Raw genomic sequence first — 25636 nt, forward strand, 5'->3', positions numbered from 1 at the left:
GAATGCTCAGGATACTTGTTAATGATGCTATCGGCAGTTTGCACATGGCTTAAATCCAATTCAGCTAATTCCAGTGTGTCTGGATGCGCTATAAGTAGTTGATTTAGATCGTCAGGCACTTGAGTTTTATCCCGAATAGTTGCGATTACACTCCAGTGTTGATTGAGTAACTCGCGAACCAATCCTAAACCAATGCCTCTTGAAGTTCCCACTACAATTGCACGTTTATTCTCTTTAGACATAAAATTTTCCTATTCATTATATATTTCGTGGTCTAAGAATCATCTTAAAAGTAAATGTCATTCTAGGATGTTTGAACTATAAATTCTGTTAGATATTAACAAGGGTTTTATCGAATGGATTGTTTTGATAAATAAAAAAGCATGATAACAAGAAGGCTGATTACATCCTTTCCATTTCTAAAATGCTGCGTACAGGTATATGATGTCGCACGGCTGATCATTGATTTATTTCGAGTATGATGAATACGTTTTCTGAGAATAAGCAAGTTAAAGTAGTTTCGAGTTTTCATGAACTCGTGAATTCGCATTTTCAGGGGACGATGAATGCGCTTTGCTGGTCTCGAAATTTGATGGGCGATTTTCAAGAGATCGTGGCTAAACTTGAATTAAAAGAGAATATTACCGAAGTATCTGTTAATGATCTTTTAGCACTGCAACTTTCTGAAAATGGTAGTTTAGCAAGAGTCGTCCTTTTAAGTGATATACAGCTACTAACAGATTTTGGTGCATCCCCGACACTGAATTTATTGAAATGTTACGAGCGCGATGATGAGTTGGATTTCATTTCAACCGATGTTTACTCGTATCATGTTGATCGCTCTCCCATCGCCACAGATACTTTTTTATGTACGTATCATGGTGCTGCGAGTGATATTCTGCCGAATGATCAAGTTGAACAGAAAATTTTGATTCCAGAAATTCGGGCAAAACTCCAAGAATTATACGACGGTCCTGAATCTGAGTTTGACGCTTTTCTAGAAGAGTATTTCTTTGATCTACATTACCAGCCTAAACCCAATGTTACGCCTGTGAATTTGGGTATGGGACATCTTTGGCGCTTGGCAGTAGACCATCCGAGGCAACAGGTTTTACCTTGTGTGCACAGAGCACCTGTTGAAAAAGATGGTGAATATAGACTGCTTCTGATTTGTTAAATAAGTTTCAAAGAAATTCTAGAAAATTGAATTTACGATTTAAGCGGATGATCTTTAAATAATTGTAGTAACCACTCAATAAAAACTTTAAGTCTCGGAGTTAATCGTGTTCTGGAAGCATACAGTAAGGAAACTGGCAAAGATGGTACAGCATAGTCCTTTAATATTTCTTTTAAACTGCCCTGCTCTAGTTCTACGATATGCCCGTAGCGTGGTACTTGAATGATCCCCAAATGTTGTTTTGCTGCAGCCGAATACGTATTTGCACCGTTGACCTGAATCTTAAAAGGAAGTTGGTAGTTTTTTACTTTTTTCTGCACTAAAAATTCTAATGGCAGTACTTGATGCTGTGCTGTGGAATAATATCCCACCATATAATGCTGTTTGAGCTCATCTAAAACTTGTGGTTCACCATGTTCAGCTAAATATTCTGGGCTGGCCAAGGTGATTTGCTGGATTTCTCCAAGGTGTCTGACAATAAGGTCACTATCATTGAGTTGACCTATGCGAATTACGCAATCCATTGCTTCTCTAATTACATCGACATATCGATCATTTTCAATTAGTTGTATTTGAATTTCTGGAAATTCTGATAAAAACTCAGGTAACTTGGGCAGAATAAAGTTCGAGGAAAAAAGACCATGCACGCCAATTTTTAAATTTCCTTTGGGTTTTGCATGCAGAAACTCATGATCTGATTCTTCTATAAAGCCCAAAATATACTTACAACGCTCGTAATAGAGTTGTCCTTCATTGGTCACACTGACCTGTCGCGTGGTGCGAATCAATAAACGCGTATTTAGTTGTATTTCCAGTTGCTTAATTGCATCGGTCAGCGTTGAACGTGGGATATTTAGAATCTCTGCCGCTTTGGTAAAACTGCACTGCTCTACTACATGAATGAAAGCCGTCATTGCATTGAGTTTATCCATATTCCTTTCTTATATTGTCCGAAATACTCGAACAAAAATGTCAGATATTTCCAGATTATGCAATTAAATATGAACAGTATCATGTGACTTAAGCAAAAGTGAGAGCGACTATGAGCAAGAAAGTTATTTTAATTACGGGTGCTTCAAGAGGAATCGGTGCATTTACTGCGAATATATTGGCGCAACAAGGTCATAGCATTATTACCAATTATGCACGTCATGACGAAGAAGCAAATAAGGTAGTGAATAAGATACTTGCCTCTGGCGGATCAGCGAGTGCATTTAAAGCCAATATCGCGCATTCAAATGAAGTCAAGGCGCTATTCGAGTATGTCATTCAAACCTATGGCAGATTGGATGTTCTGATTAATAGTGCGGGGATAATGGCTTTAAGTAAAATTGAACATGTAGAAGATGACAGCATCAATCAGCTTTTAGATGTCAATTTGAAAGGGTCTTTGTACACCATGCGTGAGGCGGCTAAACATTTGAGTTCTGGCGGAAAAATTATAAATTTATCAAGTAGTGTGGTTGGCATGAATCTCGAACAATATGGAGTCTATACGGCAACTAAAGCAGCGATTGAGTCCCTGACCGTGATTTTGGCGAAAGAGCTAAGAGGTAGAAACATTACCGTAAATGCGATAGCACCAGGACCCACTGCAACGGAGTTGTTCCTAAATGGAAAAAGTGAAGAACTGATTAAAAAGTTAAGTCAAGCAGCGCCTTTAGAGCGATTAGGAACAGTAGAAGATATTGCAGCTGTGTTAGATTTTGCGGTGAATGAGGCTAGTAATTGGGTCAATGCTCAAGTTCTGCGTGTTAACGGCGGTATGATCTAATTGTTTTTATTAAATAAAATGAAACTGAGCGCTTAAATTTAATTTGCTATTTTTCTATGTTAATCGATTGAAATTAGGGCATATCTTGATGAGTTATGCCTTAATCATTTAAATCCCACGTAGTGTTTTTCTGAATGTACTAGGCGAACAACCAAGATATAATTTAAACGACCGAGAAAAATTGGAGGCAGAGGCAAAATCCAGTTCTTCTGCAATTTCAAAAATACTTTTATTGCTTTGACTCAACATGTGTTGCGCTTTTTGCATAGCGACATCCATTTTAATTTGCTGAAACGTCATTTTTTTGACTTTTAAATGACGCTGTAATGTCTTTGTGGAAATGTTTAATAGCTGCGCACATTCTTGCATGCTCAGTGCTTCGGTAGAGCTCATTAATAATTGTTTCAGCCATAACACCAAATCCATATTATTTTTTATTGCGTAGATTTGCTCTTGGCATTTTAGCTCTATCGCCCTACGCGTTTCCTCATCGGCTAAACGTAAAGCTTGGTGCAGTAATTTTTGATTCAGTCGAACTCTAAAGCTCGGTTGTTTTAAAGTATTAAAATGAAATTTGACTTTGGACAGCTTCTGATAACGCTGTATATGTAAGGGTTCATTGATCGACATGAAAATATCATAAGGGATTAATCGATCTTCAAGTAATTCATGAATAGAACAATGCAGCGCAACGGCAATTGCCTCTAAATGGAAATTTAAGGCCAGTCGGTCCATCTCATAAACTGGCTCGCAGACCAATTCCATCGATTGATCTTCGTGGTAAAAATACGAAACTCTGAAACTTGGAATAATTAAGGTGAAATATTTCGAGATATAGATGAGAGCTTGTTCTAAATTACTACTGGTTAAAATGGCATAGCCGACCAAGTTGTGAGAACTGACCTTTAAAGATCGCCCAATTTCAAAGGCTAAATCATAATTTTTAGGATATTTCAGACAGAACGAAACAAACTGACGCACTTGTTCTTGGGTAATGGTTAAATCAGGGGCAGTTAAATATTTTTTTAAATCGACATGAATACTCGAAAGCACTAATTCCGTAGATATCTGCCTTTCTTCAAGAATATTCAGAATTCTAAAATAATAGCGTGCGGGTATGTTTGGAATTTGATTTTGCATCGTCTTATCTTTGTTATGGGTAGCAAATAATAGAAAGCATTTGATACCGTCATTGACCTAAATTTCGACCATCTCGAAATCAGCTTTTGAAACGCCACAGTCAGGGCAAGTCCAGCTTTCTGGAATATCTTCCCAAGCCGTTCCCGCAGTTATACCCTCTTCAGGGATGCCATGAACTTGCTCATAAATCCATCCACAAACAATACATTGATAACGTTTCATAAGGTAGTCACCTCTGCTGCCGCATGTTGAAACTCATGCGCATATTTTTCTGAAATCCTTTTATACTCAGGAGCATATACGTTTATTTTATGAATATCGCCTTGATAAAATTGAATTACCTGTTTGTCCATAATACTAAACCAAAATGGTGGAATGAAAACTTGTAAAAATAAGCTGGCATAGCCCGAGGGTAATAGCGGCACATTTTCATAATGGCGTAAAGCCTGATAATTTCGTGTTGGATAAGCATGGTGATCTGAATGGCGTTGCAATTGATACAGTAATACATTGCTAAATAAATTATTGTTATTCCAGCTATGAACAGGCATGGTGCGCTCATAACGCCCATTTTCTAATGTTTGACGTTTTAAACCATAATGCTCCATATAGTTCACTGCTTCAAACAGAGTAATGCCATATAAAGCTTGTGCAATTTGGGTGGGGATAATGTTTTTACCAAATAGTTTCAACATCAAAGCATGATACGTGGCTGACATTGCTCAGCCCTGCAGTAACTCATTGTGGATGGACCAAAATGAATATCCCTTACGTTCTAATCGGCGCTTTTCAATGTGAATGGCAGATTTAAAACTGCCTCTGACGGTTCTTGGCCAGAATTTCCAGAAACTTTCACCAAATTGCGAGGATGCAGGGTCTTCAGGTGTGGCAACACGTAAATGATGACCATAAGGATGTTCAATCCTAAAGTGGTTGTAACCCGTGGGTGCTAAGCACAAATGAGATAAATAATGCTGCAATTTACCCGATTTATGACTTAATTCATGTGCAGTGTTAATGGCTACACCATTCACCACGCCTAGTGTCAGCCCAATTAATATGCGATCGCTCAAAGGCGTAGTTTCTTTACTGGCAATGTAGTTTCCATAGAGGTTGGCAATATATTGCAATGGAATATACAGGTGAATAATTTTGGCGTAATACAGGTCTGCTTCTAGTTCGGCAATCGCCTCTTCGGGGGGATTTTCAGGGTCTTGACCTATGTATTTATCTAATAAGGGAATTAAGCCATGTAACACCAGTGGTCCTGCGGCAGCCAAATAGTTTTTTGGTCTTTTTCGGACCGAATTGATAGCCCAGCATGGTAACATTCGCGATGTTTGGAATAACCAGACCAAGCATCCACAGTTTTCTTTTTTTATCTTTAAATTGAGCAGCTTCCGTTGCAAGTTCTGTCTTTGCATTCATTGAACAACCTTATCACCTTTGACTTTGGGTTGTATTATCATTATGGATTAGGCGTACTCTGTAGATGCTTGAAAAGACACAATCTATTCTTTACAGGACATTTGGTATTTTTAAAGTTTTAAAATGATCAATAGAAAAATGGCGTATTAGGGTCTAAAAATATCCTGTGACTTGGAGTAATTGATGAGATCACTCCAAGTCATTCATTTCAAAACGTCGAATTCAAGAAGAAAGAGCCAAGAGTTGTATAAAATCTTGGCCTATCCCCGCTTAGAATGCCCATTGAAGGGTTGCCGTTGCTTTAAGTGGTTCACCTGGTTGTACCCAGTTATTGGTATAACTAGCGACGTAGTAGTCCCGATCAAATAAATTCTCAATATTTAACTGGACACGTACATCTGGGCGTACTTGAACATATCCTCCTAGATTTACCACGGTGAACTCAGGTAAGCTGCTGCCATTATCGATATAATTAGCACTACGCTTGCCATAATAATTTAAATTGCCAATTAAACCTGCTGCATGCCCGACCAAATTAAACTGATAGTCGGCACTTAAGTTGGCAGTATGCTTTGGAATATTTTTAAGTCTCGCCCCTTTTGCTTCAACTTCACTTTCTACGATTGACGCATCGGTATAGGTATAGTTGGCATTGACCCGCAAATGATCTGTGAACTGGTGTTGCAACTCCAACTCCAGACCATGGCTTTGCACTTGACCACTATCGACATAGTTATCACTAATACCTTCTGTAAGTAAATGCTGTTTATCCATATCGAAATAGGTCAAGCCTAACCAGTTTTTTTCCAAGAACTGATACTTGCCGCCAATCTCCCAACTTTCAGTTTTTTCAGGGTCATACAGCTCATTGTCTTTATTCAAGCCTGTATTCAGCTCAAAAGCTTTGCCCCAGTTGGTATAAAAAGAAAGTTTTTCGGTGGGTTGATAGTTAATCCCTGCGCGTGGGGTAAATGGTGTAAATGCCTGCTCCGATGAATTTCCCGTACGATGATCATCAATTTGCTGTTCCAAGCGATTGAAACGACCACCAATCAAGACATTCCACTGATCATTAAGGAAAATCTGATCTTGAATATTTACGCCCAACATATCCTGCGTTTCTTTCGTATCTTTGGTGATGCGGGTTAATGGAAGAATATCCTGTCCATACACAGGATGGTAGAGATCAATCTGGCTGGATGCCCCTGCCGCACTACGGCGTTGGATCTGATCAATGGTATAGTGCCCCGCTTCTAGATTACTGACCAGTTCATGTCGGATCACTCCTGTATCGAACTTGCCGCGTAAAATGGACTGAAAATTGGTGGTATTGGTTTCAAACTGACGTGAGCGACGAAAACGATTGGCAGTTTGTCCATCTGCTGCAATAGACGAAATTTCGGTCGACGTCCCCCCACGCTCGCCATGACTATAGGTAATTGCTGTGGTGTTGTTCCAATTGTCATTAAACTCATGATTTAAGCGTAATTGATACATTTGATCTTTAATATCAATGTCACCATCACTCGGTTCACCTAAAAAGGTTTTTTTATTCACAGTAAACTGACCATTGACCATTGGAATACCGCGATCAAATACTCCTTTGGATTGCGCAAATTCAGTATCCAGATTCAACTGGGTTTGCTCTGAAAGCTTCCAAGCCAGTTGTGGGGTAATATAATAATGTTCACTATCGACATAATCACGGAAGCTCTGATTATTTTCATACGCCAATCCAAGACGATAAGCCATATCCTGATTGATTGCACCTGTAGTATCCAAAGCAGCACGGTATTCTTCTAAGCTACTGCCACTCAGACTTAAACTGTTCTTGTTCTGCCATTCGGGCTGCTTGGTGGTAATGTTCATGATGCCGCCAATCGCGCCCTGTCCATACATCGCCGCCATAGGTCCTTTCAGGAAATCAATCGCTTGGATATTGACCATATCTCTAGGCGTATGAATACCACTCACGGAACTTAGCCCATTACGCATGTAGATTGTTCCCATATTCGGGTCGGTACTAAAGCCGCGGAAGGAATAATTATCCCAAAAACCTCCACCATAACTGTCTTGATAAACCACACCATTGACCAATGACAAGGCATCACTCACACGTTGAACATGATGATTTTGAATATCTTCAATGGAGACATGAGATTTGGTAAAAGGTACTTCCAACAAGTCATGATTAAACTGGGTAATCGCCTGAGACGAGGTATGGCGCTCATCCTGCTTCTCAGCAGTTAAGGTGATGGTTGCGAGTTGTGTCGTGCTATTTTCATTTGTTTCAACAGCAGCGACGGTGCTCATTGAAAATTGTGCCAGTAAAATACTTAAAGTCAGTGGATGAAAGATAAACTTCGCCATGAGTAAAACCTAAAATCTTTTAAAACTTGAATATGGGTTTTGTTCAATACGGCGTGGTGGTTTGATCTGATCGCTGATAAGAAGCACCGAAATCATTATTCCGATATTTGGCTTAGCGTTTTACACAAGCCTCAAGATCTTGATCATTTGATGAGATCCCTATTTTTTCTTCAGCATGCTTCCTAGCAAAATTAAAATATCTGAAATGAAAACAAGGAGATCTACGTAAAACCACGAAGTATGAACAACACAAAGTTAAACAAATCACGCTAAAGCCGTTTGCTGTAAAACGTACATGGATGATTTGCTACTGGAGTTTTAGGCGAATAAAGGCGGGGCTCGTCCTTGAGGACTTAAAAATAAGCGTTGTAATACAAAGAAGACATGCTTAAACGCTTTCTGAAAAGTCAGTAAACGGATTTGTAAGCGTTCAAAAACTTCTTTGATCTCAAGATTTAAGTTTGCAATTAAATGTCCATAGACAGTACAGAACATACACTGATGATCAATCGTATGGTCATGCTTAGAACTGGAGGTCTGAAGCTGCTGAACATCTTGCTGATGCAAATCATGAGTTTGCATTTGATGCATGCTATGCACCGTTGATTTGGACGTTGTAGATAATTCAGCAATCGTGACGCAAACCCGAGAAATCTGAAATTGCTCAGGTAACAGGGGCTGTAAAAATACAGCAATTTGTAAAAACATCGCCACTAATGCGAGAACCAAAGCCGTTCTCAATCTACCACTCATCCCTTTTTCTTGAGCTCAGGGAAATTAGCATAGATATCATGATGAACGCAACGTAAGGTTTTAGATCAATCTATTGATCATAAACGGCTGGGATCGCGCCCTATAGATACTTTGCAGCTACCTTAACTAATTTAGAATACTGGCAAACGTCTTAATCTCGCCAAGATTCCCCTTTTATACTTAATGTTTCATATGTTTTAAGATTTGTCCGATCGCGAAAATGGCATGTAATACCACTACACTTACGACCCATACAGGCACTAAAAAATAGAGTAAAACTAAGCTAATAATAAGAAGGCTTAAAGGTAGAACATGAGCTTGCTGCCAAAGTTGAAGCAAACTCTTATTCAATTGCTGAATGGACTCTGCGGGACGGCTATAGCTCCACCATGCACGATAAGCAAAAGCGGTAATCACTAATATCCCGAGTGCGCTCAGTACCAAAATCAGTTGATTCCACCAACCAAACAAAACCCCAATATGCATATCGACACCCCAACGCGTCAATTTCGCAGACACGGGGAAATCTTTGAAATGTACTAGATCAATCACTTTTTGTTGAGTGATATCAACCGCTAAAGCATCTACTTGAATAGGATGACGATGATTCATTTCCTCCACCATCCATGCCTGATTGTGCTTATAACTTGGTTTAATCTGTAAGGCCTTTGCCATCAGTCCGTTAGCTCTGGCAATGGTGACCATCTGATCAAAATAGTCTAAGTTCAATACACGCATATCCGTAGCCATATTCATCATGGCATGATGCTCCGCATGTGGGTCGACATGCTGTGAATGTGATGTCATTTGAATTTGTCTATTCAAGGTTGGCGTATCACTATTTAACCAATGCCGAATTTCTGCAATATTGGCGCCTGACCATTTCGACCAAGTTAAACCCGTAATGGATAAGAATAGAAGCATCGGTAAAATCATTAACGCCGTCAGATAATGCCAGCGAATCAAACGATTGCGCTGATGCTGTGAAGTTTTAATTTGTTGCCGCTTAAGCCACCATTGCAACAGCCCTGTAAGTGTAAAGATTCCCAACCAACTTGCGGCCAGTTCGCTATAAAGACGTCCCCATTCTCCAAGCAATAAGTTACGATGAACTTGATCTAGTAAAGTACGTACAGGCAGTACGCCACTGGTGCCATACGCAGCAAGCTGCCCTTGTACTGCCAGCGTATAAGGATTCACAAAAATAGCCATGGTTGTCACGGAATCTTGTGGAGCTTGATACAGAATTCTAGTGGTACTGCTCTCTGTCGGAGCAGTACGTACAGCAATGATTTGGGTATCTTTAGGCAAAACTTCTTGAGCAGCTTTGACCTGTAAACTCAAAGGCTGAGCCAAAGCTCCAACCTCATGTTCGGCAAACAGTTGCTGATGATAAATACTCTGCTCAATTTGTGGTGTTAGGGCGTAAAGTAAACCCGTCAATGCAGCAATAAAAATAAAGGGGGCAATTAAAAGTCCGAGTTGACTGTGACTTAGACGTAACAAGGATTTCAGCATTCTGCCCTCTTAGTTGCTCATCGGCTGATCTTTACCCGACAGGACATCTGTTGAGTCAATGTGCGAGGCATTATACGTAGGAAAAGATGGGGATGAAAACTGCTGATGATCCTAACGCCGTTAGGTCACTGTCTTTATAATGAATTTATCTGAATGTCTTTCTTATAAAATCCTTAACCAAAAGTAATTAACTGAGAACATTAATCATAAAGCCGATATACATCTAAGGCTTGTCAGTAACATCGTTGGATTCTGTGTAATAAATATCCATTAAACGCTTAGCATTATCTTCGCAGCTCATGTCATCTGGTTTATTCTGAATCGACTCGATTAGCTGAAGTAAGTTCTTTTTATTCTCGCTCAGTATTTTTTGCATTTTCGTAATTTCTTTAACTTTATCATTTAAGGTTTCAACCAGTTTTTCATGATTCCAATTTGAAATATTGGCGGGAATTAAGGACTTAATTTCTTCTAAAGAAAAACCGACTTGTTGTGCCTGTTTAATTAAATAGAGTTGTTGGAGATCATTTTCAGAATATTTACGATAGCCATTGGCAAGTCGTTTGGCTTTAGGCAACAACTTGATTTGTTCGTAATAACGGATTGTCGGTGTATTTAGACCACTTAACTTCGATAGCTCACTAATATTCATTCCAATAATCCTCTTTACCTTACTATGATGCGATTTACTACACAGGTGGTCATGGTGTGATGTTTGACTTTTTAGACAATCAAGATCTGCAACGCATTCAAGTTTACTTTAATCTTATAGTATCTCTCTCAAACCTAGGCTCCATATAAAATAAACAAGACTTATCAGGAGAATATTAATGACCGCTACCGAAACAGCACAGTTTGATTTGGTTGTATTTGGTGCCACCAGCTTTGTGGGACAAATTTTAACAACTTATCTGACGCAGTATTTTGCCGAGCAAGGTGCATCAGGTGAACAAATTCATTGGGCAATTGCAGGTCGTTCGCAAAGCAAACTGGATGCTTTAAAACAAACATTGGGGAATGCAGCCAAAGATTTAACCACCATCATTGCCGATGTAAATGATGCCCATGCCATTAAAGCACTGTGTGAACAAACTAGTGTGGTGGTGTCGACTGTAGGTCCTTATGCACTGTATGGTGAAGCCATGGTTAAAGCCTGTGTAGAAACGGGAACAGACTATTGTGACCTGACTGGTGAAACACAGTGGATCAAAAAAATGCTAGATCGTTACCAGAGTCAAGCTGAGCAAACAGGTGCACGCATTGTAAATTGCTGCGGTTTTGATTCTGTGCCATCCGATATGGGCGTCTATTTCTTGCAACAACAGGCTCAAAAACACTGGCACGCACCTGCGACACAAGTCAAAATGCGCGTCAAGGCACTTAAAGGTGGTGCTTCGGGCGGTACGATTGCCAGCATGATCAATATTATTCAGGAAGCGGCAGCCGATCCTGTACTGCGTAAACAATTAGTCAATCCATATTTACTTGCCCCAGAAAATCATGGTTTCCAAAAGAAACAACATTATGTGAAGACTGCTGAATTTGATACAGATTTTAACGCTTGGATTGCACCCTTTGTGATGTCTGCAATTAATGAGCGGGTTGTGCATCGCTCTAATGCACTTGCTAAGCATGCCTATGGCGATCAGTTTTCTTATAATGAAGCGATGCTGATGGGTCAGGGTTTCCGTGGTCGTGCCAAAGCGTATTCTTTGGTGGCGGGGTTAGGTGCTTTCATGTTAGGTGCAGTGAGTAAACCGATTAGCAAAGTTATGGAGCGCTACATGCTTCCAAAACCTGGTGAAGGTCCAACACCAGAACAACAACTTTCAGGATTTTTTGATATCCGTTTTATGGGCAAATCGGACGATGGAAAAATCATGCAAATTAAAGTGACTGGAGATCGTGATCCGGGCTATGGTTCAACTGGAAAAATGCTTGGTCAGGCAGCACTGAGTTTGGTGCTCGATCATCATCGGTATGGGCAGAAAACTGGGCGAAGTGGCGGATTTTGGACGCCTGCAACCATGTTTGACCAACGCTTTATTGAGCGTTTAGAGCACTATGCGGGCATTGATTTTGAGCTGATTTCAATATCTTAAAATTGCTGATAACCAGAAGCGCTTAAGCCGAATTCGCTCGATAGATCTCTTATATGTGATGGTCTAATTTCAAATTCTAGAGCTGGAAAATTTGGATACATCAAAAAAGACCTGATTCAGATTTATACAGAATCAGGTCTTGAAAATGGGTTTGAGCTTTACTCTCAAAAATTACCGAATTGAGGCAATGATATCTTCCGCATGGCAACTTAGGCCCTGTTGCATGATGATTTCTAATACTCCAGTTTGATGCGCTTGCACAGGAACTTCCATTTTCATGGCTTCCATAATGGCGACCACTTGTCCTTGCTCGACCTGTTCACCACTTTTGACCTTCCATGCGCTAATTACCCCGTTAATGGGAGCAAGCAAATGTTCAGGTTGTAGGCTTTGTTCAGGCGTAACCATTGTTTGAGTCGTGTTGACTGGACTTTGTGCAAACATGTTTGCAGGTAGACCTAAACGATGGAGTTTGCCATCAATTTCAATATAGCTCAGAAGCCATGGCTGTTGATGCTTGGGGATACTGCGTTGTGATGGCTTTAACTCTTGCTTAAAGTCATTTTCAATCCAGCGCGTATGCACCTTAAAATCATCTGTGAAATCAGTTTCGTTTAATACCGCACGATGGAAGTCCAAAACCGAGGCAATACCTTCTATTTTGAATTGTTTAAGCGCTCGTTTAGCGCGTGAAATTGCAACGTCGCGTGTAGGACCTGTCACAATCAATTTCGCCATGAGTGAGTCGAAATGACTGGAAACCAAGGATCCTGTACGAACCCCTGTATCTACACGCACCCCAAGTCCAAATGGTGCATCAAATAAGCTGAGTGTCCCAAATGCGGGAATAAAACCGCGTGCTGGGTCTTCGGCATTAATACGAAACTCGATGGCATGCCCTTGGGCTTTTGGTGTTTCTGTAATCGAGAGCGGATGCCCTTGCGCTACGCGAATTTGCTCAACCACCAAATCGACCTTAGCTGTTTCTTCAGTCACAGGATGCTCGACTTGCAAGCGCGTATTGACTTCCAAAAAGGAAAGCTTTCCATCTCGGCTTAGTAAATATTCCACTGTCCCCACGCCGACATAGTTGGCTGCCTGACAGATATTTTTTGCTGAACTAAGAATTTGCTGATAAATCTCATCACTGATAAAGGGTGCAGGTGCCTCTTCAACCAGTTTTTGGTTGCGGCGTTGTAAAGAGCAATCACGTGTGCCCAGTACCACAATGTTGCCGTGCTGATCGGCAATCACTTGTGCTTCTACATGACGGGGTTGATCTAAATATTGTTCAATAAAACACTCACCACGCCCAAAGGCTGCTTTAGCTTCCCTAACGGCGGAATCATAAAGCTCTTTTACTTCGTCAAGTTTCCAAACAACTTTTAAGCCGCGACCACCACCGCCAAAAGCAGCTTTAATTGCAATTGGTAAACCGAACTCTTTGGCAAATGCCAATGCTTCATCGGCATTATTTAGAGGGTCTTGTGTACCTTGTACCAAAGGCGCCCCCACTGAAGCAGCAATTTTACGTGCTTCAATTTTATCTCCCAATTTCTCAATCGCACTGGGTGATGGTCCGACCCACTTTAACCCTGCATCAATCACGGCTTGGGCAAATTCGGCACGTTCAGATAAAAAACCATAACCAGGGTGAATCATGGTTGCTGCGGATTTTTGAGCAATTTCCAAAATTTTAGGAATATTTAAATAAGTTTCAGTGGCGGTGGCTCCTTCTAACCCCCATGCCTCATCTGCCAGTTCCACATGCATACTGCCAATATCATCATCTGCATAAACTGCAACAGATGGAATACCCAGATCACGGCAGGCATGAATAATCCGAACAGCAATTTCACCACGATTGGCAATCAAAAGTTTTTCAGTCTTCATGCTTTGTTCTCTAAATCTGTAAATTCGGCAATTTTTCTAAATTTGATTTGGCAACCTGCTGGAATCTGCGCCACCAAGTCCCAATGGTGTTTCGCCACACTGGCAATGACGGGATATCCGCCAGTAAGCGGGTGATCATTCATAAACAAAACGGGTTGCCCATTGGGCGGAATTTGTAAGGCGCCTATACACGTTCCTTCACTTTCGAGTTCGCGGGTAATTTTGCGCACCAAGGGATATTCTCCTAAAAGTCGTAGCCCGACCCGATTGCTTTCTTGGGTGACCAACCATGTTTGCTGGCATAAATGCTCAATACTGTCCGTATTAAACCAGTCGGTACGCGGTCCCATCACAATGTCCAGCTCAACCACATCCCCAACTTTAGGCAAATTCAGCTTGGCCACTTCAGTTACGCTAATGTGTGTTGTTTTGACCTGACCTTGATAAAGGGTATCGCCGACTTTTAACGGTTCAGGTCCCAATATTGCCAAACTATCAAATGAGGCACTTTGAAGCACAGGTTCTACATCCAGTCCGCCACGAACAGCGAGATAGCTACGCAATCCAGCGGTCGGTGTTTGAATGAAAAATTCATCCCCTTCATCTAGTGCGATGGCTTGATAACTTTCAAAGTTTGCAGTCTGACCATCCGAAAATTTAATCAGGATGGTTGAGATTGCCCCCGTAACTGCAATTACCGTTGCACGATGCACTTTGGCTTTTAAGCCGCCGTTTAAAACTTCAATGACAGCAGTTTGACTCGGATTTCCCACAATGCGGTTGGCACTATGCATGGCGGATAAATCCATTGCACCTGCACTGCCGACACCAATCTTGCTTTGGTGGAGGCGTCCTTCATCTTGGATTAGCATCTGTAAGCTGGGTGCAATTACTGTGAATAATGCATCAACAGATTGAGGCTTGATTGTTGGCACAATTTTTTCAGGCACACTGACGGTGGTTGGCTGATGCGTGACATCTTCAAAATGTACGGTCATACCCGGCAACAGTAGCGCAGGATTTTGACGCTGTAAATCCCACATTTTTTCCGAGGTCGTTCCGATCAACTGCCAGCCCCCGGGACTGTCTTTGGGATAAATACCTGAGTATTGCCCTGCCAAGCCTAAAGCGCCTGCAGGAATTTTTTTACGCGGAACCGATAAGCGTGGAATATCCATAAAGGGTCGATCAGGACTGGTCAAATAGGCAAAGCCTGGAGCGAACCCGATAAAGGCAACATTCCAAACACTTTGCTGATGTTTTTGAATGACTTCAGCAACCGAAAGTCCTTGTAACTCTGCGACTTGAGCAAGATCTTCGCCTGTGTACCGAATCGGGATAATGATCTCTTGGCTATGCAGCTCATAGTTAGAATCGACGGTTAATGACTGAATACAAGTCATTAGGGTTGTGAAATTGGTCTCCAGTTCATTAAAAAACACTAAAATGGTTTTCGCAGCAGGAATTAAGTCTTTAATGCCTTGGAATTGCTTGTTCTGCAATTGATTATATAACGCCATAGTTTCTTCGAGACTGGCAAGCTTGATTAAAAAACAATCTACGTTTACCGATAAAAACCGCATTTGTGTATCCTTGCAAATTCTACTTGGGTCTCAACTCGCCCACCCACACCTAATAAGAAATGCCTGAATTGGGTATAAGCCCTTGAGTCACTTTCTTCAGTTAATGTGCTGCTGTCGTTTTTTGTATAAATGAGCCAACTTGGATGTCATGCTTTTGCAGTTCAGTTTTAATCGCCATTGCCATTTCTAGTGCTTCAGCAGTATCGCCATGTAAACAAATCGTGTCAGCTTGAATTGGAGTAAAGACACCATCAATCGAGTCTACGCCACCATTTTTTAACATCGCGACGACACGGCAAGCAACCATTGCAGCATCATGTAACACAGCACCGTCTAAACGACGCGATACCAAGGAACCATCACTGTTATACGCACGGTCAGCAAAGGCTTCGGACACCACAGTTAAGCCTGCTTCACGTGCTTGATCTACCAAGTTGGAACCCGCCAGCGCCACTAAAACCAATTCAGGATTATACATTTTAATGGCATCAATCACGGCGGCAGCCTGTACTGCGTCTTGTGCGATGGTGTTATAGAGTGCGCCATGGGGTTTTACATAGTGCACTTTAGAGCCTGCAACTTTTGCCAGACCATCCAGCGCTGAAATTTGGTAAAGCACATCAGCAATCAGTTCATCACGGGACAGTTGCATATTACGGCGACCAAAACCAACCAAGTCTGGATAAGAAACATGCGCACCAATTATTACTCCCAATTCAACAGCTTTACGCACGGTGTTTAAAATTCCGAGCGGGTCGCCTGCATGAAATCCACAAGCAATATTGGCACTGGTCACGAGCGGCAAGATTTGGTCATCATTGCCCATCTTCCATGAGCCATAACTTTCCCCCAAATCACTATTTAAGTCTACAAACATGGTCAATTCCTTCATTATCTTTTGAATTCCAGCTATATCAAACTGAACAATACGTTTTTATGTCGACTGATCTGAATGCTGCAAACGCCATAACAGTGTTTGCCGCGCATGTGCAACCCGAGGTTGACGTAATGCGCTTGGCATCCAGATCAGATAGTAGTGAATTTCAGTATGCGCACGTGGCGGAGGAATGATCTGCAATTCGCCATTGTCCAACTGCTGCTGGCATAGAAATTGTGGCATCACCGACCAGCCAGTTCCCTGTACCAATAAACTTCGATGTGCACGTAAATCCTGTCCGACCATGGCAGGCATCAACTCTGCGAGTTCAATCCGATTATGTTGTAGCCAAGGTTCTACCAGTGATAACTCGAGATTGTATGCCAGCAATGGCTCTTGCAGTAACGCTTGCGCAAAATTCTCAGCGTGTTGTATGCGTTGAACTACGCTAGGGGCTGCGACGGCAATCACCTTGTCCGTTAAAATGGTTTCGCTTTTTAGGCGATCATCAGTAACGGGATGGGCAGAGATTCCCAAATCACAATGACCTTCCAGTAACATCTGCGTCACCATGGGGCCATCGCCCGTATGCATTCGGACTCGAATTCCCGCTTCCAATAAAGGCGCTAACTCTGGCGCCAGTTTTTCAGCCATAAAATCAGCATGACCAATCAGTTGCAGTGCACCTGCAACATCGCGTGAACGTGCGCGTGCAGAAGCCAATGCCGCCTCTGCTGCATCTAATTTATCTCCAATATCTGCCGCGAGTTCTTCCGCTGCCGATGTGGGGATTACGCCACTGACTTGACGCTCAAAGAGAGGACGCCCGATTGCGACTTCAAGCCCTGCAATATGTTGTGATACTGCTGGCTGCGTGAGGTTTAACTGACGTGCTGCACTGCTAATGGAACGTTGCCGATAAACTTCTATAAAAGTTCTCAATCTAACCAAAGACATACGTAGCCATAAATTTATTTATACCCCTACCAAAATAGCATTATTATTACTCATACAACAAGAAGTCGTAAGCTTATCTCAACATCAATTACAGCCAAAAATGAGAGAATTTATTATGTTGACGAAAGAGCTTTATCGTACTTCTGCGACTGCCACAGGTGGCCGTGATGGTTATGCACGTACAGAAGATGGTTCACTGCATGTCTGGTTAGGTACACCCAAAGCATTGGGTGGTCGTGATTTCGGCAATAATCCAGAACAACTGTTTGCCACAGGTTATGCGGCATGCTTTTTAAGTGCCATGAAAGCCGTTGTTGCAAGCCAAAAATCACAATTTGTCAAAGTCCCTGAGGACACCAAAGTCACCGCAGAAGTTGCGATTGGTCCTTTAGAAAATCAAGGATTTGGGTTGGCAATCACATTAAAAATTGAAATGCCCAATGTCGATAAAGCCGATGCTGAAGCGCTTGTGGCTGCGGCACATCAAGTCTGTCCTTACTCAAACGCCACGCGTGGCAATATCGACGTCCAATTATTGGTGATCTAAACCGCGCTAACTACCCCATCTAAGGTTTGAAGGACATGACAATGAATTTGCAACAATCTAAAACTGAATTATATAGCATACTAAATAGCTTAAAACGTGCTCACTTAAAACATGGACCGGCCAGTGCGGCTTTGCGACGTGATCGTTTACTGCGAGCAGTACAATTGCTAAGTGAAAATCGTATTGCACTGACCGCTGCAATTGCTGCAGATTTTGGTCATCGGAGTGCTTATCAAACCCTGCTTGCAGATGTGATGAGCAGTATTGCTGCTTTAAAATTTGCGGCAGAACATGTTGAACAATGGATGCAAGCTGAAGTTGTAGCTGCCCCTGCTGAGGGAATGCAAACATGGATTCAACAGCAACCTCTTGGCATCGTTGGTATTATCAGTCCATGGAATTTTCCACTCAATCTTGCCTTTGGGCCGCTGGCTGGCATTTTCGCTGCGGGGAATACCGCGATGCTGAAACCCTCTGAGCTGACACCACGAACTTCTGAATTGCTCGCAGAATTGGTGGCGCGTTATTTTGAACCACATGAGTTGGTGGTGGTTCTAGGGGATGCCGAGTTGGGTCAAGCATTCAGTGCTTTACCTTTCGATCACTTGGTGTTCACAGGGAGCAGTACAGTGGGTAAACATATTATCCGTGCTGCAGCAGAAAACTTAGTGCCAGTCACATTAGAGTTAGGTGGAAAATCGCCTGTGGTTATCGCGGCAGATGCGGATATTCAACAAGCTGCACAACGTATTATGACGGTGAAAACCTTTAATGCAGGACAAATCTGTGTTTCACCCGACTATGTGCTTATACCAGATGCTCAAGTAGATGGCTTTATTGCTGCTGCCCAACAGTTCATCAGCGAAAGCTTTCCGAAAGTGCAACACAATGATGATTACACCTCAATTATTAGCCCTAGACACTATGAACGACTGCTAGCCTTATTATCAGATGCGCGAAGTAAAGGCGCTGAAATCATCAGTTTAGCAACTGCCGATGAGCCTGATTATGATGCGAATACCCGAAAAATTGCGCCACATCTGATACTGAATGTGACGGATGAGATGCTGATCATGCAGGAAGAAATTTTTGGTCCACTATTGCCTGTCAAAACCTATCAACAATTTGAAGAGACAATTGACTATATCAATGCTCATCCGCGACCTTTAGCAGCCTATTATTTTGGTCAAGATCAAGCAAAACAGCAACATTTTGCTACGCATACAACATCGGGTGCGCTCGTGATCAATGATGTTATGACCCATGCTTCCATTGATACATTACCCTTTGGCGGTATTGGCGCTTCGGGTATGGGCGCATATCACGGCATTCATGGATTTAAACGTTTTACCCATGCCAAAGCGGTTGTGGTACAAAGTATGGATGGTGCTTCCAATCTCCGTTTACGCGCTCCATATGAACAAAAGCAAGCTGCTTTGACTACACTTTTTCACAATTAAAACAGATCCACGATATACAACCCGATGAACGGGACAAGGAGTAACTGATGAAGATTTTAATGGTATTAACTTCACATAGTGAACTGGGTAATACAGGACATAAAACGGGCTTCTGGTTAGAAGAGTTTGCCGCACCTTACTATACTTTTAAAGATGCAGGTGCAGAGATTATTTTGGCATCGCCACAAGGTGGATACCCCCCACTCGACCCTAAAAGTGCACTTGAAGATTTTCAAACCGAATTAACACATAGATTTAACCAAGATGCTGAAGCACAAAACGCACTGGCCAACACCGTGAAATTGGACACAGTGAAAGCAGACGATTTTGATGCGGTGTTTTATCCAGGTGGTCATGGTCCATTGTGGGATTTGACCAACTCGGCAGACTCTATTCAGTTGATTGAAGCATTTACTGCTGCGAACAAACCGACAGGCTTTGTTTGTCATGCTCCCGGGGTTTTGCGTCATGTGAAAGCAGCGAATGGCGATGCTTTGATTAAAGGGCGGAATGTCACAGGCTTTACCAATGGCGAAGAAGCCGATGTGCAACTCACAGATGTGGTGCCTTTCTTGATTGAAGATGAGTTTATTCGTCTAGGCGCGAACTACCAGAAAGCTCAAAATTGGATGCAGAATGTCGTCACTGACGGTAAGTTGGTTACTGGTCAAAATCCTGCAAGTTCAGCGCCTGTTGCAGAAGCCCTGTTAAAACTCCTTTCTTAATATGCTAAATCAACAAACATAAGTTTTGATTAAGCCTCTCAATTTGGGAGGCTTAATCGGTTTTCAATATAGATTCATCATGTGCTTCGAGATGTTAGGTATAGCTTTAGACGACTAGCTTTAAAGATTAAAGCCTAACACTTCAATAGGATGGGCTTTAAAATTAAAATTTTAAGCTAAAAGATACTAACGCTGTAACTCATTGATGGTCACACCACCTTGTTCAGCCATCCATTCATCTCGACGTTTAAATAATTGCGGCGCAGCTAAATTGACCTGTTCGATTAAAGCTTGCAAATCAGCATTCAACAGTTTGCGGTTTTCAACCACTGTTTGCCCATTGACCATGGTCATATGTACATCTTGTCCTTGTACGGCATGGACTAAATTGCTGTGCAAGTTAAATAAACGCCCCTGATCAATCAACGGGGTCATTCGTGGTGTCGCCATATCTAAGATCCGCCAGCTTACCAGCTTCGAGTGAACCAATTTGATGTTGCATGCCGAGTGCTTTGGCTCCCATATTGGTCGCCATTTGACAGACTGACCACGCATCGAGTGCTGCAGCATCCAGTCCAGAAAACTTCGCCAATAATGAGGCTGTTTTCATTTCTTCAAACATATCCAGATTATTGTTTTCCTTTTCCCCATCTGTCCCTAAACCCACCGCGATACCCTGTTGCAGCATTTGCATAATGGGTGCAGCACCTGACGCCAGTTTCATATTGGAAATCGGGTTATGGGCGACCCCAACATTGTAATGCTTTAAAATCTCAATTTCGGCAGCGTTGCTCCAAACACAATGCGCCAACAATGCTTTAGGAACATCAAACATCCCAAGATGTTCCAAAGTTTGAATGGGTCGCATGCCATAACGTCGTATATTTTCCTCGACATCAAACTGACTTTCATTACTGTGGGTATGAAAACCCGTCTGATAGTCATTACAGAGTTTTTGAATACGCGCGAGGGCCTTTTCTTCCGCATAAAAGAGATGTTCTAGCCCGACCCAAACCTGAATACGTCCTTGTGCGGCTTGATGCCATTTTTGTAGCAGTTTTTCATTACTACTTAGCGTTTCAAAATAGTGATGATCAGGATGTTCAGCGACATACGGCACCAACACGGCTCGAATACCCAATTCTTCTGCAGCTTCAGCACTGCCATCCATATAACGCCACATATCCACGACAGTGGTCGTGCCTGAAAGTAATGCTTCGGCATAGCACAAGTATGAGGCAATTTTGGCATCATGCGGAGTCAGTACGCGGTGCATGGGGGCGATAAACTGTTGTAGCCAATCCCAAACTGGTAGACCTTCAGCCGTTCCTCTTAGCAAGCCTGAATGGCAATGCGTATTGATCAGTCCGGGCATCAGTAAACTCTTTGCATATTGCGTCACTTCAACATGCGGATATTGCTGCTGAATCTCCTGCAAAGTCCCCACCTGCTGGATATAGGCTCCATCAATTAAAATCGCACCGTCCTTGATACACTCCAAGGCTGAATTCATGGTCAACACATAATCTGCGGTGATAATTTTCATACTTTTTCTCATGTCGATGTGCTTAAGGACTAAAGGTTTTGCCCAATGATGCAGGTAAATTCAGTTTTAATAATTTCTTGTCACGTGAAATAAGCACCAGCACGACAATGGTCGCGAGATACGGCAGTGCTGATAAAAACTCATTTGGAATTTCGATACCTAAAGCCTGCGCATGGAACTGCAAAATGGTCACGCCACCAAATAGATACGCTCCAAGCATCAGGCGTGTTGGTTTCCAAGCGGCAAAAACCACTAAGGCAATGGCAATCCAGCCGCGTCCCGCCACCATGTTTTCAATCCACATGGGGGTGTAAACTGTAGATAAAAATGCACCGCCAATACCTGCCATCAAGCCGCCAAATAAGACAGCGCCATAACGAATTGCCAGCACGTTATAGCCCATAGCATGTGCACTTTCTGGTGATTCACCGACTGCTTTGAGTAACAGACCCAAACGGGTTTTGCTTAACACCCACCAGACCGCAATGAAGGCAAAGATTGAAAGATAAACTACATAATTTTGCTGGAACAACACAGGACCCAGTACAGGAATTTCTGAAAGCCCAGGAATATTTAAATTAGTCAGACCGGGTAAAGTTGTACTGACATAACTTTGACCAATAAATGCTGAGATCCCAATACCAAAGATGGTCAGTGCAAGTCCACAAGCCGACTGGTTAGTGCTCATCGACAAGGTAAAAAAGGCAAAAATCAGCGCCATAAATGCACCCGCTAAACCGCCAATCAGGAGTGCACTTGCCACGCTGGCATCGTACTGGCTTGCAAAGGCAAATCCTGCAATTGCCCCAACCAGCATCATGCCTTCTACACCTAGATTAATCACCCCTGTACGTTCGGCAACCAGTTCCCCTAAACCTGCAAAAATAATCGGAGTTGCAGCAGCGACTGTGCCTGCCAGAATTGCAGTTAATTCAATACTCATATGATGTTCCTTATGATGAAGCCACTTGAGTTGTTACGGCAGTTGCTTTGTTTTTCTTTTTAGAAAAGCGGTAACGGTTTTCAATTAACGCATCGGATGCCAATAAAAAGAATAAAAGTAAGCCCTGAAATACGCCTGTAATGGCTACAGGAAGTTGTAATTCCATCTGAGCGAGTTCGCCGCCCAAGTAAATGAGAGCCATCAGAAATCCTGAAAGAACAATGCCAATGGGATTTAAGCGACCTAAATACGCTACAATAATTGCCGCATAACCGTAACCAGGCGAAATATTGGGGTTCAATTGACCAATGGGTCCTGCGACTTCACAAATACCTGCGATACCAGCCATTAACCCAGATAAACCCAAGCTGAGCCAAATGGCTTTGCGGGCAGAAAATCCTGCGTATTTAGCCGCTTGAGGTGCTTGTCCACTCACTTCAAGTGTATAAGCCAACATGGTTTTACGAATGAAAATCCAAAACAGCCCCACTGCAACCAAGCTAATAAAAATAGAGGCATTGACGCGAGTCCCCTCAATAATCAAAGGTAAAGTCGCACTTTCGCTAAACATCACCGATTGCGGGAAGTTCATGCCATCAGGGTCACGCCATGGACCATTGACCAAATACATCAGTAAGAAAAAGGCAACATAGTTCATCATGAGCGTGGTGAGCGTTTCTTGTGCATTGAAATGCGTTTTCAGCAAGGCTGGAATCAGCCCCCAGATTGCGCCTCCAATTGCTCCCATCACAATCATCAGCGGTAGAATCCACCAGCCCATTTGCTCATGGAACAAGATCGCAATACCACCGCCTAAGATCGCCCCCATGGTCAACTGGCCTTCTGCACCAATATTGAATAACTGTGCGCGAAAGCCGACTGCCAGACCCAAGGCAATCAGGATCAATGGACTGGCTTTAATCAGCAATTCACTCAAGTTATACAGTGAGGTTAATGGCTCAATAAAGAAGATATATAACGCTTTGGCTGGATTCACGCCTAGCATTAAAAACAACAGACTACCGACCACAAGCATTGCCAATAGCGCGAGAATGGGTGATAACCACTTCATTAATTGAGAAGGCTTTTCTCTAGGTTCTAATAAATACATGTTTCTACCTTATTCGTGTCTTTACTGAACTTGTGCATTGTGTGCAGTATGTGTTGCTTGTGCAGAAGTTGGTGGCACTTGAATGCCAGACATCAGTAACCCAATCTGTTCTGCATTGGTTTGCTTTGTTGCAACGGGTGCTGATAATTTTCCAGCAGCCAGAACACAAATTTGATCGCTGATTTCAAATAACTCTTCGAGTTCTTCTGAAATCACCAAAATTGCAACACCTTGGCGGGATAAATCAATCAGGGTTTGTCGAATGAACATTGAAGCCCCCACATCAACGCCCCATGTGGGTTGAGCAATAATCAGGACTTTGGGTTGTTGTAGAATTTCACGCCCGACAATAAATTTCTGTAAATTGCCACCAGATAAACTACGAGCTTCGGCTTGAGGACCTGATGCCTTGACCCCGAATTTTTCAATGCATTGCTGGGTTAGCTGGCTGACTTTATTAAATTGAATAAATCCAAATTTGTTTAAGCCTTGGCGGAACGCGGTCAACAGCATGTTTTGTGTCAGAGGCATCTTAGGCACAGCACCGCGACCTAATCGTTCTTCGGGGACAAAACCCAAACCAAGGTCACGTCGTTTACCTGCAGATAATTCAGAAATATCCTGATTTAAAATGAAAATCTGGTTTTTTTTGCAGGTTTCTTCACCTGAAAGTAGGGACAAGAGTTCTGCTTGACCATTACCTGAAATTCCCGCGATCCCAAGAATTTCACCTGCTTTCAGCGATAAATTGATCTCGGAAAGTGAAACGCCAAAAGGATCATCGGTGACATAATTTAACTGCTTCACTTGAAACAGCGTTTCGGTACAGCCTAAATATTCGGGATGCTCATAACTTGGCAGTTCCCTTCCAATCATTAATTTAGCCAATTCTGCCGTGCTTTTTTCGGCAGGTAATACCTGCCCTGTGACTTTACCATTACGTAAAATTGTTGCTTCGTCACACAGCTCTTTAATTTCATGCAATTTATGGCTGATATAAAGAATAGAAACACCTTGTGATGCCAGTAGTCGCAAGGTTTTAAATAACTGTTTAACTGCCTGCGGTGTTAATACAGAAGTAGGTTCATCTAAAATCAGCAATGAAGGATTTTGTAATAAGCATCGAATAATTTCGACCCGCTGCCGTTCACCTACAGAAAGTGAATAAACTTCACGGCGTGGATCTACAGGTAAGCCATATTGTTCAGAAACAGCGACAATTTTGGCATTTAGGGTTTTTAAATCTATTTTTTCGTCCAGACCCAGCAGAATATTTTCAGCAACCGTCATGGTTTCAAACAACGAAAAGTGTTGGTACACCATGCCGATGCCGAGCTTTCGGGCAGCGGATGGGCTATCAATTAATACTTCTTTACCATTCCAAACAATTTGCCCAGTATCCGCTTTGGTCGCACCATAAATAATCTTCATTAATGTGCTTTTTCCAGCACCATTTTCCCCTAAAATGGCGTGAATTTGCCCTGCCTGCACTTTTAAATGGATGGCATCATTGGCTTTTAGTGAATTGTAGCTTTTGCTGATATTGACTAATTCAAGACGCAAGCTTTTCTGTTCCTGCGTTGATGTTTTGGGTATGTCGCTCGACATATTCGGCAGGCTATTCATCTATTGCCCTCCACTTGTATACGGCTCAGTACATGAGTTCTTCATGAACTGAACCGTTTGAACACTCTAACTTTGCTTCAGCTTTTAAATAACGTAATTCAATTTG

20 protein-coding genes and 4 pseudogenes are annotated in these 25636 nt (G+C 42.2%); 7 read left to right on the forward strand and 17 right to left on the reverse strand.

Translation table 11 applies throughout. The features are described from left to right. A pseudogene (locus ACWQ4X_RS04960) lies at nucleotides 1-242 on the reverse strand (short-chain dehydrogenase); the annotation flags it as partial. A gap of 236 nt (nucleotides 243-478) precedes the next feature. Here ACWQ4X_RS04960 and ACWQ4X_RS04965 point away from each other — a divergent pair. After that, nucleotides 479-1177: a DUF1826 domain-containing protein gene (locus tag ACWQ4X_RS04965; RefSeq protein WP_457902917.1), complete on the forward strand. Its 699-nt coding sequence runs from the start codon at nucleotides 479-481 to the stop codon at nucleotides 1175-1177. A gap of 32 nt (nucleotides 1178-1209) precedes the next feature. Here ACWQ4X_RS04965 and ACWQ4X_RS04970 read toward each other — a convergent pair whose 3' ends face one another. Continuing rightward, a complete protein-coding gene (locus ACWQ4X_RS04970) occupies nucleotides 1210-2109 on the reverse strand; it encodes a LysR family transcriptional regulator (protein WP_457902918.1) in 900 nt (299 codons plus the stop codon). Between the two features lie 110 nt (nucleotides 2110-2219). Between ACWQ4X_RS04970 and ACWQ4X_RS04975 the strand changes: the two genes are divergently transcribed. After that, nucleotides 2220-2951, forward strand: a complete 732-nt coding sequence (locus ACWQ4X_RS04975; protein WP_457902919.1) for an SDR family oxidoreductase — start codon at nucleotides 2220-2222, stop codon at nucleotides 2949-2951. A gap of 108 nt (nucleotides 2952-3059) precedes the next feature. On the opposite strand, the gene ACWQ4X_RS04980 is transcribed toward ACWQ4X_RS04975, so the two are convergent. The 7 genes and pseudogenes from ACWQ4X_RS04980 to ACWQ4X_RS05010 form a co-directional block, all read right to left on the reverse strand. After that, complete coding sequence (locus ACWQ4X_RS04980; protein WP_457902920.1) at nucleotides 3060-4091, reverse strand: helix-turn-helix domain-containing protein; 1032 nt, start codon at nucleotides 4089-4091, stop codon at nucleotides 3060-3062. 57 nt (nucleotides 4092-4148) lie between these two features. Next, complete coding sequence (locus tag ACWQ4X_RS04985) at nucleotides 4149-4313, reverse strand: rubredoxin (protein WP_142768791.1); 165 nt, start codon at nucleotides 4311-4313, stop codon at nucleotides 4149-4151. Then, nucleotides 4310-5519 (reverse strand): annotated as a pseudogene (locus ACWQ4X_RS04990) (alkane 1-monooxygenase). Before ACWQ4X_RS04990 ends, ACWQ4X_RS04985 begins: the two are co-directional and overlap by 4 nt. A gap of 270 nt (nucleotides 5520-5789) precedes the next feature. Beyond that, on the reverse strand, nucleotides 5790-7889 hold the full coding sequence (locus tag ACWQ4X_RS04995; RefSeq protein ID WP_457902921.1) for a TonB-dependent receptor: 2100 nt from the start codon (nucleotides 7887-7889) through the stop codon (nucleotides 5790-5792). A gap of 318 nt (nucleotides 7890-8207) precedes the next feature. After that, nucleotides 8208-8642, reverse strand: coding sequence for a DUF2946 family protein (locus ACWQ4X_RS05000; RefSeq protein WP_457902922.1), 435 nt, complete (start codon nucleotides 8640-8642; stop codon nucleotides 8208-8210). A gap of 180 nt (nucleotides 8643-8822) precedes the next feature. After that, nucleotides 8823-10160 carry a PepSY-associated TM helix domain-containing protein gene (locus tag ACWQ4X_RS05005; protein ID WP_457902923.1) on the reverse strand — a complete coding sequence of 446 codons (1338 nt, stop codon included), beginning with the start codon at nucleotides 10158-10160 and terminating at the stop codon, nucleotides 8823-8825. Nucleotides 10161-10383: 223 nt separating this feature from the next. Then, the gene (locus ACWQ4X_RS05010; protein WP_457902924.1) at nucleotides 10384-10812 is read right to left on the reverse strand and encodes a MerR family transcriptional regulator; all 429 of its coding nucleotides are present in this window, start codon (nucleotides 10810-10812) and stop codon (nucleotides 10384-10386) included. 23 nt (nucleotides 10813-10835) lie between these two features. Between ACWQ4X_RS05010 and ACWQ4X_RS05015 the strand changes: the two are divergent. Both ACWQ4X_RS05015 and ACWQ4X_RS05020 read left to right on the forward strand, forming a co-directional pair. Beyond that, a pseudogene (locus tag ACWQ4X_RS05015) lies at nucleotides 10836-10910 on the forward strand (type 1 glutamine amidotransferase domain-containing protein); the annotation flags it as partial. An 80-nt stretch (nucleotides 10911-10990) separates the two neighbouring features. Continuing rightward, nucleotides 10991-12262, forward strand: a complete 1272-nt coding sequence (locus tag ACWQ4X_RS05020; protein ID WP_457902925.1) for a saccharopine dehydrogenase family protein — start codon at nucleotides 10991-10993, stop codon at nucleotides 12260-12262. Between the two features lie 171 nt (nucleotides 12263-12433). Here ACWQ4X_RS05020 and ACWQ4X_RS05025 read toward each other — a convergent pair whose 3' ends face one another. The 4 genes from ACWQ4X_RS05025 to ACWQ4X_RS05040 form a co-directional block, all read right to left on the reverse strand. Beyond that, the gene (locus ACWQ4X_RS05025; RefSeq protein WP_457902926.1) at nucleotides 12434-14155 is read right to left on the reverse strand and encodes an acetyl/propionyl/methylcrotonyl-CoA carboxylase subunit alpha; all 1722 of its coding nucleotides are present in this window, start codon (nucleotides 14153-14155) and stop codon (nucleotides 12434-12436) included. Then, nucleotides 14152-15738 (reverse strand): 5-oxoprolinase subunit B/C family protein, encoded by a 1587-nt coding sequence (locus tag ACWQ4X_RS05030; RefSeq protein WP_457902927.1) that lies wholly within the window; start codon nucleotides 15736-15738, stop codon nucleotides 14152-14154. Before ACWQ4X_RS05030 ends, ACWQ4X_RS05025 begins: the two co-directional genes overlap by 4 nt. 100 nt (nucleotides 15739-15838) lie before the next feature. Then, nucleotides 15839-16615: a LamB/YcsF family protein gene (locus ACWQ4X_RS05035; RefSeq protein WP_457902928.1), complete on the reverse strand. Its 777-nt coding sequence runs from the start codon at nucleotides 16613-16615 to the stop codon at nucleotides 15839-15841. A gap of 57 nt (nucleotides 16616-16672) precedes the next feature. Next, entirely contained in the window at nucleotides 16673-17572 is a 900-nt protein-coding gene (locus tag ACWQ4X_RS05040) for a LysR family transcriptional regulator (protein ID WP_457902929.1), read from the reverse strand. 112 nt (nucleotides 17573-17684) lie between these two features. Between ACWQ4X_RS05040 and ACWQ4X_RS05045 the strand changes: the two genes are divergently transcribed. Genes ACWQ4X_RS05045 through ACWQ4X_RS05055 form a run of 3 tightly spaced genes read left to right on the forward strand, consistent with a single transcriptional unit; the run spans nucleotide 17685 to nucleotide 20304 of the window. Beyond that, nucleotides 17685-18119, forward strand: coding sequence for an organic hydroperoxide resistance protein (locus ACWQ4X_RS05045; RefSeq protein WP_328703739.1), 435 nt, complete (start codon nucleotides 17685-17687; stop codon nucleotides 18117-18119). A gap of 41 nt (nucleotides 18120-18160) precedes the next feature. Continuing rightward, on the forward strand, nucleotides 18161-19579 hold the full coding sequence (locus ACWQ4X_RS05050; protein ID WP_457902930.1) for a coniferyl aldehyde dehydrogenase: 1419 nt from the start codon (nucleotides 18161-18163) through the stop codon (nucleotides 19577-19579). Nucleotides 19580-19626: 47 nt separating this feature from the next. After that, the gene (locus tag ACWQ4X_RS05055) at nucleotides 19627-20304 is read left to right on the forward strand and encodes a type 1 glutamine amidotransferase domain-containing protein (protein ID WP_457902931.1); all 678 of its coding nucleotides are present in this window, start codon (nucleotides 19627-19629) and stop codon (nucleotides 20302-20304) included. A 186-nt stretch (nucleotides 20305-20490) separates the two neighbouring features. Here ACWQ4X_RS05055 and ACWQ4X_RS05060 read toward each other — a convergent pair. The 4 genes and pseudogenes from ACWQ4X_RS05060 to ACWQ4X_RS05075 form a co-directional block, all read right to left on the reverse strand. Next, nucleotides 20491-21850: pseudogene (locus tag ACWQ4X_RS05060) on the reverse strand (amidohydrolase family protein). 22 nt (nucleotides 21851-21872) lie between these two features. Beyond that, nucleotides 21873-22793, reverse strand: a complete 921-nt coding sequence (locus ACWQ4X_RS05065; RefSeq protein WP_457902932.1) for an ABC transporter permease — start codon at nucleotides 22791-22793, stop codon at nucleotides 21873-21875. 10 nt (nucleotides 22794-22803) lie between these two features. Next, nucleotides 22804-23904, reverse strand: a complete 1101-nt coding sequence (locus ACWQ4X_RS05070; protein WP_457902933.1) for an ABC transporter permease — start codon at nucleotides 23902-23904, stop codon at nucleotides 22804-22806. 21 nt (nucleotides 23905-23925) lie between these two features. Further along, nucleotides 23926-25512, reverse strand: a complete 1587-nt coding sequence (locus ACWQ4X_RS05075; RefSeq protein WP_457903028.1) for an ABC transporter ATP-binding protein — start codon at nucleotides 25510-25512, stop codon at nucleotides 23926-23928. Nucleotides 25513-25636 lie beyond the last annotated feature (124 nt).

This window comes from Acinetobacter sp. NigerLNRRAM0016 (genome assembly GCF_054112845.1).